This window comes from Sphingobacterium sp. xlx-96 (genome assembly GCF_011007365.1).
Classification (GTDB): Bacteria; Bacteroidota; Bacteroidia; order Sphingobacteriales; family Sphingobacteriaceae; genus Sphingobacterium; species Sphingobacterium luzhongxinii.
Genome location: NZ_WFKM01000003.1, coordinates 84527 through 97207 on the forward strand (window position 1 = coordinate 84527; position 12681 = coordinate 97207).

Genomic DNA, 12681 nt, shown 5'->3' on the forward strand with positions numbered 1-12681 from the left:
CAGTGCACTAAATATAATAATCTAACCGAAAAGACTTTCACTATCTTTTTAACTTAGTCATCAAAAGCATCAAATAATATTGCGCTCCAAAAAACAAACTAGCAATTACTAAGTGCGTAGTTTGTGCAAAAGCAGGTACCGCAAAACGTGCTAAAGTGATACCTGACGCCATCTGAATCAATACGAGAATCAAAACAATCCATGCGTATCGACTTTGTATGGAGAGCTTGCTAAACCTATTTTTCACCAAAAAGAAAAAAAGAACGGTAATACCCAAAGTCACGTAAGCCAAAATCCGATGAACATCATATAGACCGCCAATAGATTCAATCCAGGTAGATCTTTCCTTACCCAGGTAATTCAAATGATCTATCGCCTCCCGAACTTCCGTTCCGTATACCACCTGAACCAAAGTAATGACTAAAGAAAATATCGCCAATGCTTTAAGGCCAGATGATGGATAATTGATCAAAATAGTCTTATCTCTAAAAGTTGTAGCCATATAATACGTATATATGCTAATTGCTACAATAATAAGAGCAAGCAACATATGTACTGTAATAATCCATGGCATCAAATTCGTCGAAACCACTATAGAGCCCAACCAAGCTTGTAATACTACTGCAATAAGATTAAGAACGCTCCATACAAAAATGGAAGGCTTGGACTTGATGTAAGTAAAAGCGGCAACAGCAGAAAAAAGAAGTGCAAAACCAGCAATCACCCCAGCCAGTCGATTCAAATACTCTGTCCAAGTCTTCACCGCATTGAATTCCTCATGCTTCAAGATGGAATCATCGTGCCTAATCTTATCAGCTAACTCTTTAAAGCCGAAAGCTTCAACAAGCTTTGCAAACCTAACATTCTTTTTAGCTCTTCCTTCTATATAATGCTCCTCATAGCCTGCTGGCAACTGAGAAACATGCGTAGGTGGGATAATCCGATTAAAACACTTCGGCCAATCAGGGCATCCCATTCCGGAACCGGTACTTCGTACTATCCCACCAGCTGTAATAACGACAAATAAAATAAATATCGTGAATCTATTAATTTTAACAAATCGCTTCTCTCCAGCTGGATACATGTAGCTACACTTTATCTAATGAAAAGTAGTGGAAGGAAGGATATACCTATCCTTCTACTACTCTATTATTCTCCTTATTCCACTGCTCTTGAATACGAACAGCATTTTCATCTCCTTCAAAATCATGCATCATGTTAGAGCTCATAGTCTCTGAAAAAGGCACATTTTGAGGTATAAAATCTTGATCATGACCTGGTTTCGAATAGTCATAAGGCCAACGGTATACGGTAGGAATATCTCCCGGCCAGTTACCGTGGATATGTTCAACAGGCGTCGTCCACTCCAATGTATTTGAGTTCCAAGGGTTCTGCGTAGCCTTCTTACCGTTCCAAATAGATCCGAAGAAATTAATTAAGAATGCAAGCTGACCTAAACCAGCAACAATAGCTGCCCAAGTAACCAATACGTTTACAGAAACCCATTTCTCCATGAAAGGAAACTCTGTAAATGCATAATAACGACGAGGCACACCATCTATCCCCATGAAATGCATCGGGAAGAATACCAAGTAAGCACCGATAAATGTCAACCAGAAGTGGAAGTATCCCAATTTCTCGTTCATCATTCGTCCAAACATCTTAGGATACCAGTGATAAACCCCACATAACATCCCGAAGATAGACGCAGATCCCATTACCAAGTGGAAGTGAGCCACTACAAAATATGTATCGTGTAAGTTGATGTCCAACGTTGCATTACCCAAGAAAATACCTGTCAAACCTCCAGAGATGAAGAAAGATACCATACCTATCGCAAACATCATCGCAGGAGTAAAGCGAATATTGCCTCGCCATAATGTAGCCATGTAATTAAAGGCTTTGACCGCTGACGGGACCGCAATAATCAATGTCGTGATCATGAACACACCTCCTAAGAACGGATTCATACCCGTTACAAACATATGGTGTCCCCAAACGATGAACGACAATACTGTAATACCTACTAGAGAGTATACCATCGCGTGGTAACCAAAGATTGGCTTACGCGAGTTTGTTGAAATAACCTCCGAAGTCAATCCCAATGCAGGCATGACAACGATATATACCTCAGGGTGACCTAAGAACCAAAACAAGTGTTGAAACAAAATCGGTGAACCACCCTCGTTTGGTAAGATCTGACCTCCTACTACTAAGTCTGATAAATAGAAAGATGTTCCAGCAGAACGGTCGAAAATTAACAATACAACCGCAGAAACCAACACAGGGAATGAAAGTAAACCAACAATCGCTGTTAAGAAGAAAGACCAAATAGTCAATGGCATTCTCCATAGGTCCATACCTTTTGTACGCATATTCAAAACAGTACTGATATAGTTAACACCACCCATTACCTGAGACGCGATAAACAATACCATACTAGCTAACCATAATGTCATACCTAGTCCAGATCCAGAAATTGAAGTAGGCAGAGCGGATAGTGGGGGATAAATTGTCCAACCAGCCGATGCGGGACCACTTTCTACGAAGAAAGATCCGATCATAATCACACAGGCTACAAAAAAGAACCAATATGACAACATATTCATAAATGGAGACGCCATATCGCGAGCTCCCAATTGATAAGGTATCAAAAGGTTACTAAACGTACCAGACAGACCTGCTGTCAATACGAAAAACACCATCATTGTACCATGAATAGTAACCAATGACAAAAAGAACTCCGGCTTAATACGACCACCTTCAGCCCATTTACCCAAAAATACTTCTAAGATCGGAAAATCCTTATCCGGCCATGCTAATTGAATCCGAAACAAAAGTGACAATAACATGGCAAAAACTGCCATAATGATACCCGTGATCAAGAATTGCTTCGCAATCATCTTATGATCCTGACTAAATATATATTTAGTTAAGAAAGTCTCATGGTGATGACCATGTGCCTCATGATGACCTGCGTCGTGTGATATAACTGTACTTGACATATTCTATTATAAATTCTTTTTACAATTAATTTACAGAAGCTGTTGTAACCCCTTCTACTTGGCTGTTGTTAGCAAACTCTTTTTGAAGATCCTCCGTAAAGTACTTCTCTTGCTTGCTCAACCATTCTTTATATTCAGCTTCAGTAACTACTATTACTTTCTTAGCCATATTCCAGTGACCAGAACCACAGATCTTATTACACAGCATAATAAAATCGTACTTTGGATCATTCATGCGGTCACGCATCTCCTCCGTAGTCACAGTAGGCGTAAACTGGAAATAATTCGTCATACCCGGTACAGCATTTATCTGAACACGGAAGTCAGGAATAAAGAAGGAGTGAATAATATCTTTCGAAATAATATGGAAACGAACTGACTTATTAACAGGAATAACAATGTCTCCACCACGAATATCGTCCCAAGAGTTCTTATCGTTAAAATCGATACCGTAACCGTTAGTAGCTGTGGTAAGCTTGTAGTTACGTTTTCCTATCTTACCGTCGGTTCCTGGGTAACGTACATGCCACTGGAACTGCTCACCTAAAACCTCAACTTGCAAAGCTGATTTCTGAAGCTCTTCCGGAACATTAGTGATAGATCTCCACGTGAAGAAACCAAACAAGACCAAAACAGTCAAAACGATAGCTGGAACAATCGTCCAAATACGCTCGATAGCGTCATTGTGTGGATAGTAATAAGCCATACGCTTAGCTCTCATTCTATACACATAGGTAAATGTCAACAAAATGATATGTGTCACTACCAAAACGAAAGTCGTAATGGCTAAAGTGATAATGAACATCTTGTCGATCTCTTTACCGTGTTCAGTAACAGCATCTCTCCAAGCCCAGCTCCCCCATACAGCATACGAGTAGTAAACACCTGCCAGGAAAACAATCAAAAACAAAAACAACAATGCAGCTTGCCAGTTGTTGTTGCTCAACGGATTGTGTTTACCATTCATTTTACGTGTCAGTACATAAACCGAATGAATCTTTCCAATCACAGCGATGATCGTGCATGCTACAAAAAATAGCAACAAATAATAGAAAAAATTCTTATAGACCTGAGGGTCGATCTTTTTAACTTCTGCTACTTTAGCAGCCGCAGCACCATCAGCAACTGTCGCAGACACCGTAGTTGCGTTAGCATCGGCAACAACAGCTCCCGCAGTAGAATCTACAGTTGCAGAGTCAGTCGTCGCAGTTGTAGCAACAGCCGCCACAGTATCCACTACAGTAGAATCACTTTGTGCTGCCGTAACCGGAGCCACAAAATACAAGCTGATCAATAGTAGTAAACCCAATATGGATTTGAACCTGTTATTTATTTTTAAATTCATTTCTTATAATAAACGTTTGAACGTGATCTCGTTAGTCCTATTAAATCTGATGATGTAAACTTTCGTCTAAGAACGGATGATGCTTAGGAGCCAAAGCATGTTTGCTTATCTTATTAAGCACTAAGAAAGTAAACAATCCAAAGAAACCGATAGCAGTACCTATCTCAATGATACCAAATCCTCTTTGTGTCTCCACTGTACCTGGCATAATCATGATATAATAATCCAACCAGTGACCACATAACAGCAATATAGCTACAAATAACATCATGTTTTGCTTACGTTTTACATCTCTATCTACCAATAACAATAAAGGTGCAACAAAGTTAATGATAATACTTAACCAAAACCATGGTTTATATTCCGGTTCAAAACGCTTGTAGAAATAAACCGTTTCCTCAGGGATATTCGAATACCAGATCAACATAAACTGTGCAAACCAAACATAAGTCCAAAAGATAGAGAAACCAAACATCAGTTTACCCAAATCATGTAAATGATTTTCGTTAACCCAAGACATATATCCACCCTTTTTCAAGAGAATCAATATTACAGTGATAACAGATATACCAGATACCCACATCGCTGCAAAGTTATACCAACCGAACATCGTAGAAAACCAGTGTGCTTCTAAAGACATGATCGTATCAAAAGACCAAATTGGTGTTGTAAATCCGAAAACAACTAAGAAAATCGCTGAAAGCTTAAAGCCTTTCTTGTAGGATGTCAATCCTCCCTGCAAGTCTTCGTTGTAAGATAACTTAGCAAGAATGAACGCAAAGATACTATAGCTACCCATAAACAAGATCTGACGGATCAAAAAGCCTGGTACATTTAAGAAAGCAGCCTTACCAGCTACCAACGCATCGTAATTCGGGCTATTCGGATCCATAAGACCGTCGGCATGCCAGTGATGGTAAAGATTGTGCGTATATAAACCTAAAGCAACAATTACTAGAAGTAGTAAGGATGCGATTGGAAGAATACTAGCCATTGCCTGAGGGATACGGATTAATCCTGCAGACCAAGCAGATTGTGTTACTAATTGAAGAGCGACGAAAAACGCACCCGCTGCACATACACAAGTGAAGTAATACCCCATCAACAATAGGTTAGCATATGTACGCTCAACAATAATATGTTCACTTGATAACATACCGAATGCGATGGCAGCTATACCCAATACGATAGCAACTAAGCTAACTACCTTAGCCGTGCCAGCAAAAGTATACTGCTCGCTGAAATTATAATCGTGATGATGATTGTGAGTTCCCATTTATAAAATTGATGTTAGGTTATTTCTTTTGTAATTCTTGTACGTACATAACTACTTTCCAACGTTCTTCTGGATTCAATTGAGAAGCATGAGATCCCATTGTATTCAAACCGTAGTAAATAGTATGATAAATTTTTCCTGCCGAAAGATCTGACATCAAACCTCCTCTAGAAGAGTTTGCACCAGAAGACTTCGCGTATGATGGCGGAGGAGGAAAATTCTCCAATTTTCTAGTACCTCTAGAATCTGTAACTTGCCGATCCTTGGTGATAGCACCATCTCCTTTTCCTTCCTTACCATGACATACTGCACAGTTGGCTATAAACAAATGCTCACCTGCTGCGATATTTTCACTGGTCACGGCCAAAGGATTAGTTACTTCAAGACCAGCTTTGGTATAATCCTCAATTGTATTCTTGTAGTCAGCACCAAATCTTTCAAATCCGATAGGATCAGTTCCTGCAGGAGGAGTTTGAGCTGTCTGTTTATTTTCAAAATTATTATTAGGCTGATCCGGATTATAAGCGATCGGATCATACATATTACGCGAAAATTCCATACCGGTGCTACGCGTTGTACCGTCGCCACAAGCAGTAGTTACTGCTGCAAAAGCAAACGCTACACATACAGCGCTAAGAAAATTCTTCTTATTCATAACTAACATATTTTCTTTCATTGTATTTAACTTCAACTGCTCCAGCTTCTTTCAACAAACTATCTATTAAAGCGTGATCTGCATTATCTCTAGCATCTATGGCAATGATAAAACGATCATCTGTAGCTCTCAAATCCATAACTCGAGGTGCGCGACCCGGAAATAAATGATTACGGAAAAAGAAAGTAGCAACCATACCCAAAGCACATAATAAAATCGTTACCTCAAAAGTGACCGGCACGAAGTTAGGTAATGGCATGGAAGGCTTTCCTCCGATATTCATCGGCCAATCGTAAGACATGGTGTAATACAATAAGCTAAAACCTAATATCGTACCCAAACATCCGAAGCAAAATGCAGCTATTGGTAATCTTGAAGGCTTCACTCCCAGCTTGGCTTCAATACCGTGAATAGGCATAGGTGTAAAACAATCGTATATGCTGACATTATTTGCTTGCAATTTATCAATCCCGTGCATCATATCATCAGGATCCGCAAAACTTCCTACTATATATTTTGTATTGCTCATTGCTATTATTTTTTACGTAATGCGTTAATTTCTTCTTCTGTAACAGAATCGTATTTTCTCAAAGAATCCTTAAAGAATTCAACCTGATCGTCAGGGAAAGCGCCTTCTTGAACAAGCTTAGTTTTATGTTGTAAACTGGAGCTTTTCAACAATAACTTCACTTCGGCAATCGCAATACCTGGTAAAAATCTTAAGAATAATAAGAACAAGGTAAAGAATAAACCAATTGACCCTACAAAGATACCCACATCGACCCATGTAGGATAGAACATCGCCCATGAAGATGGTAGATAGTCACGGTGCAATGATGTAACGATAATTACAAAACGCTCAAACCACATACCAATATTTACGATAATAGATAGTACCCAAGAAATTGGAATACTTGTACGGATCTTCTTGAACCAAAACAATTGCGGAGAAATAACATTACAAGTCATCATCGCCCAATATGCCCAAGCATAAGGCCCTGCCACACGGTTTGCAAAAGCATACATCTCATATTCCGAACCAGAATACCAAGCGATAAATAGCTCTGTAAGATAAGCAATCCCAACAATTGAACCTGTAACCATGATAATCTTATTCATCGCTTCGATATGGAACATTGTGATATAATGCTCAAAGTTCATTACCTTACGAAGAATAAGTAATAAAGTCTGTACCATCGCAAACCCCGAGAAAATCGCTCCCGCCACAAAATAAGGAGGAAAGATGGTCGTATGCCATCCTGGAATTACTGATGTTGCAAAGTCCATGGATACGATCGTGTGTACAGATAATACCAGCGGTGTAGAGATACCCGCTAAGATTAGCGATACAATCTCAAATCTTTGCCAAGACTTTACCGATCCATTCCACCCAAACGATAGAATAGAATATACTTTCTTTCTTACACCTTGCGCACGGTCACGTACCGATGCGATATCAGGTAATAGTCCACAGTACCAAAACACTAATGATACCGTAAAGTATGTTGAAATCGCGAAGGCATCCCATACAAGCGGCGAGTTGAAGTTAACCCATAATGACCCAAACTGATTTGGAAGTGGGAAAATCCAGTACGCCAACCAAGGACGTCCCATGTGAGCTACGACATACGTTGCAGCACAGATTACGGCGAAAATCGTCATGGCCTCTGCTGAACGGTTGATAGAGTTACGCCAGTTTTGGCGGAAAATTAATAATACCGCTGAAATTAGCGTTCCGGCGTGACCAATACCTACCCACCATACAAAGTCGGTGATATCCCAAGCCCAACCTACTGTTTTGTTTAGACCCCAAGCACCGATACCCGTCCAAAACGTGTATCCAACACTCACAACCCATAACATAGCTCCCAAAGCCGCTACGATAAATCCAATCCACCAAGCTTTGTTTGGTTTATTCTCAACCGGCAATAGGATATCATCAGTTACTTGTGCGTAAGTGATGCCCTTACCGGTCATTAATGGTTCTCTTAATATTGATTCGTTATGCGATGACATAGTTGTTTTATTTCAGATATAGAATAAAATTATGCTTCAAATGTATTTCTTACCTTAGTCATATAACCGATGTTCGGCTGAACATTGATCTCCTCTAATACGTAGTAAACACGCTCGTTACGTAATGCTTTTGAAACTTCAGACTCTGGATCATTAGCATCTCCAAAGATGATAGCGTTAGCAGAACATGCCGCCTGACAAGCCATTTTAACATCCCCATCTTTCAACTTGCGGTTCTCCATCTTAGCCTGCAACTTACCAGCCTGAATACGTTGAATACACATGGAACATTTCTCCATTACCCCACGTGAACGTGTCGTAACGTCTGGATTCAACACCAGCTGCGTAAACTCATTGTTCAAATAATTGTCAAAACGTGAATCATTCCAGTAATTAAACCAGTTAAAACGACGCACTTTATATGGACAGTTATTTGCACAGTAACGTGTTCCAAAACAACGGTTGTAAGCCATATGGTTAAGCCCTTCCGAAGAGTGGACAGTCGCCAATACCGGACATACCGTTTCACATGGAGCATGCTCACAGTGTTGACACAACATTGGTTGGTGTACTACCGTTACATTTTCGAAATCTTCTATGTGTGCAATTTCTTTCTCTTTTGTATACTTCGTACCGTTATCTTCGATCGTGTAGTAACGGTCGATGCGTAACCAGTGCATTTCACGACGACGGCGAACCTCATCACGTCCTACTACAGGGATATTGTTTTCTACGTTACAAGCTACAATACATGAACCACAACCTGTACAAGCGTTCAAATCGATAGCCATCACCCATTTGTGACCTGGCTGCTCAAATTTGTTCCACAAATCGTATGTCTTGTGCGAATCTGAAAAACGTCCGGACTCCGAATTTGGATCTTTTAAGTATTTAGCAAATGTAGTTTCGCGAACGATATTACGTCCTTCAATAGTATGGTGTGTTTGCGTTTGAGCTAATTCGTACGTACCAGAAGCTTTAGTAACTGTAGCTTTAGCGGCTAACTGTACTGTACCATTTACTAAAGAAGCAAAAGGATATGCATTCTGTCCAACATTATTACCTGCTTTACCAACTTGTGTACGACCATAACCTAATGCTACAGACACCGTACCCATTGCTTGACCAGGTTGCAACACTACTGGTAACTCTATGCTGTAACCGTTTGCTTCAACTTTCACCTTACCGTTTTCGCCCAAGCCCAATTGCTCAGCAAACTTTGGATTAAGAGCAGCGTAGTTGTCCCAAGTAACTTTAGAAACTGGATCAGGCAACTCTTGCAAGTAAGCGTTGTTTGCATAACGACCGTCGCGCATTACTGTCGACTCGTACAACTTCAATTCTACATCTCCAACAATCTTCTTCGCGTCAGCAACGATAGCAGAAGCAACCGCATTAACATCTACATTAGCTGAATAAGCCGACCCTTGATTAGATCCTTTATAGATATATCCCGTTTGCAAAACATCCTTCCAAGATTTACCCGTACCGGCTAAAATACTAGCATCCCAAGTTTGCTTTACGAAGTCATATACACTAATCGTCTCTCCAGCCCAAACTAACAAACTCTGTTCGGCCTGTCTTGTGTTGAAAACTGGATTAATGGTAGGTTGTATCACTGTAAATAATCCTTCTTTACTAGAAGCATCACCCCATGACTCTAAATAAGTAGGAATCGGAGCGATAGCTTTCAATGTAGAAGCAGTCTCATCAGAACGATCCGCAAATGATAATGTAAAGTCGATCTTAGCGATAGCAGCTTTAACATCATCCGCTTTGAAATAATCGTAAACAGGGTTACTGTTCAAGAAGAATGCGACACCGACCTGTCCAGCTTTAGCAGCTGTCAAGAACTGCTGGAAAGAAGCATCAGAGCCTTGGTGTTGTTTCGAGTAATTATCTAAATCGATAATAGCGCCATAAGCGCCCAATTGCGTATTGATTGCATTCACCAACTGCTGTACATTTACATCGTTAGATCCTGCGACAACAACTGCTGATCCTTTAGCATTTACTAATTCTTTAGCAGCTAACTTGATAGCAGTCTGTGCTTTTGCATTCGCAGTTCCACCCGCTAAAGACTGACCAGTAATCGCATTGAACAACGCGATTAACACAGCTCCCTCTTCCGATGGCTTAATAGCGATACGCACATCCGCATTTGAACCTGTCATAGAAAGACCAGATTCAAATTGAATATGACGCGACATCTTACCGTTTTTCAACGATTTGTAGTCACGATTTTTAATATAATCTTGGGTATGTTCTTCTCCAGCCAACCAAGATCCTAAGAAATCAGCAGCCACAGAAACTACCACTTGTGCATTCCCAAAGTTGTAGCTCGGAACTACCGCTTTGCCAAATGAACTTTTGTTTGCTTCAACGATACCACTGTAAGAAATAGCGTCTACCTGAACGTGATTTGTCGTAGGGTATTTCGCTGTCAACTTAGCGATAGACGCTAATGTTGAAGGCGAATTAACTGTATTTGAAACGATCGTAATTTGTTTTCCAGCTGCAGCGGCTTTAGTTAATGCCGCTATAACAGTACTATCTAATTTAGACCATTCTACATCTTTACCTCCTAGCTGAGGGTTCTGTAATTTGGACATATCGTACAAATCAAGAACAGATGCTACCGTGTTTGCATCAGTACCTTGATTCAAACCAACCGCGTTTGGATTTGCCTCTACTGAAATAGGACGTCCCTCACGTGTTCTAACCAAAATACTTTGTCCATTAAAAGAAGAAGCATAATAGTTTGGAATACCTGGAGTAATTTCCTCTGGTTTGATTACATAAGGAACAGCCTTGTGAACCGGAGTACGGTTACACGCTGCCAACGTAACAGCTCCTAAACCAAAACCTAAAGCCTTCAAGAAATCACGACGTGGAGTTCTTGTACTTAAGCCTGCTTCATTTAATACATCTTCTACAGGAATAGGTTCAGCAAACTCCGCTCTGTTATTTTCAACGAAAGCTGGTGTCTGATTCAACTCTTCTAAACCTTTCCAATATTTTTTATTGCTATCCATTTAAGCTGTATATAAGATTGCGTTTCCCTAATTAATTATTAATAGTGACACTTACCACACTCTAGACCACCGATCATCGCTGCAGTCATTTTTTCACCTTTCTTCAACTTCTCGTGTGCCTCGATCAACTGATCATAGTATTTATTATCAGCATTAACTTCTGTCGTTTTATGACAGTCCACACACCACTTCATCGTTAATGGTGAGTACTGATAAACCTCCTCCATAGTCTCTATAGGACCATGACAAGTCTGACATTCCAAACCAGCTACAGTAACGTGCTGCGAGTGGTTAAAATAAGCAAAATCAGGCAAGTTATGAATTCTAACCCATTCTATAGGACGTGGATTATCACCATACGTACGTGTATCTGGATCCCAATCTACAGCACGGTAAAGTTTCAATATCTCCGGAGAGGTCTCTCCATTGTAATGATCTGACGCTGTAATTGTGTTATGACAGTTCATACACACATTTGCAGAAGGAATAGAGGCATTCTTTGATTTATAAGCACCGCCATGACAGTATTGACACTCAATCTGATTCACCCCAGCATGTATTTGGTGGGAGAATTTTATCGGTTGAACAGGCTTATACCCCGTATGCACACCCACATTCCACATTGCCTGCCATCCTAAAACAGACAATAAACCAACAAACATCAGTACGGCAAAACCAACTAGCTTCTTGTTCTTAAGAAATTTTTGAGCAAATTTAACCCGGCCACTCTCTTCAACAGACTCATTACGTACACGAGCCGCCTCTACAGCCGCCTGGTTGTTTGCAATCACCTTCTCCAGTGTCTTCGTAACACGACTTAAGATAACAATCACGCCGATAGCCAACAAGAAAATAGCAGCCATACCAATAATCATAAAATTATTAGCATCAGAACTCGCAGCAGCACCACCGGTAGCAGCACCACCAGCAGCAGGTCCGGCAGCTAAACGAGCTTCCTCCTCTTTAACAAAGGCAATAATACCTTTAATTTGATCATCAGAAAACTGCGTAAACGCAGGCATAGGCACCTTGTTAAACTCTTCAAAGATCTGCTTAGCCATTGGATCTCCAGCAGCGATCATCGCTCCAGAGTTTTTAATCCATTTTACCAACCACTCTTCATCATGCCGTTCAGACATACCCGCCAATGCAGGTCCTGTAAATTTCTTATCAATTTTGTGACAAGAACTACAGTTAGCCTTAAATAACGCAGCTCCTTCTTTTGCATCCTGCGCGTTGGATGTCATTGTAACGGCAAACAACAATACCAAACTGATCGATATTGACTTCGCAAGTCTTCCCAATACGGATGAGATATTTCTCATATTTAGCACTTTATACTATTTATT

General features: G+C 40.3%; 9 protein-coding genes. All 9 read right to left on the reverse strand.

All coding sequences use genetic code 11. The features are described 5' to 3' along the window. Positions 1-40 precede the first annotated feature (40 nt). From G7B20_RS05960 to G7B20_RS06000, 9 genes are read right to left on the reverse strand one after another with little or no spacing between them, the layout of a single operon-like run. Positions 41-1084, reverse strand: coding sequence for a COX15/CtaA family protein (locus tag G7B20_RS05960; protein ID WP_164109284.1), 1044 nt, complete (start codon positions 1082-1084; stop codon positions 41-43). Positions 1085-1130: 46 nt separating this feature from the next. Then, positions 1131-3005: a cbb3-type cytochrome c oxidase subunit I gene (locus tag G7B20_RS05965; RefSeq protein WP_205600180.1), complete on the reverse strand. Its 1875-nt coding sequence runs from the start codon at positions 3003-3005 to the stop codon at positions 1131-1133. Between the two features lie 25 nt (positions 3006-3030). Beyond that, positions 3031-4350, reverse strand: a complete 1320-nt coding sequence (locus tag G7B20_RS05970; RefSeq protein WP_164109286.1) for a cytochrome c oxidase subunit II — start codon at positions 4348-4350, stop codon at positions 3031-3033. Positions 4351-4390: 40 nt separating this feature from the next. After that, a complete protein-coding gene (locus tag G7B20_RS05975; protein ID WP_164109288.1) occupies positions 4391-5626 on the reverse strand; it encodes a quinol:cytochrome C oxidoreductase in 1236 nt (411 codons plus the stop codon). A 19-nt stretch (positions 5627-5645) separates the two neighbouring features. Beyond that, entirely contained in the window at positions 5646-6281 is a 636-nt protein-coding gene (locus G7B20_RS05980) for a c-type cytochrome (RefSeq protein WP_317166221.1), read from the reverse strand. Next, positions 6274-6810 (reverse strand): DUF3341 domain-containing protein, encoded by a 537-nt coding sequence (locus G7B20_RS05985; protein WP_079643333.1) that lies wholly within the window; start codon positions 6808-6810, stop codon positions 6274-6276. Before G7B20_RS05985 ends, G7B20_RS05980 begins: the two co-directional genes overlap by 8 nt. A 5-nt stretch (positions 6811-6815) precedes the next feature. Continuing rightward, positions 6816-8297, reverse strand: coding sequence for an NrfD/PsrC family molybdoenzyme membrane anchor subunit (nrfD, locus tag G7B20_RS05990; RefSeq protein ID WP_164109292.1), 1482 nt, complete (start codon positions 8295-8297; stop codon positions 6816-6818). Between the two features lie 29 nt (positions 8298-8326). Further along, complete coding sequence (locus tag G7B20_RS05995) at positions 8327-11332, reverse strand: TAT-variant-translocated molybdopterin oxidoreductase (protein ID WP_164109294.1); 3006 nt, start codon at positions 11330-11332, stop codon at positions 8327-8329. 38 nt (positions 11333-11370) lie between these two features. Beyond that, entirely contained in the window at positions 11371-12657 is a 1287-nt protein-coding gene (locus tag G7B20_RS06000) for a cytochrome c3 family protein (RefSeq protein WP_164109296.1), read from the reverse strand. Positions 12658-12681 lie beyond the last annotated feature (24 nt).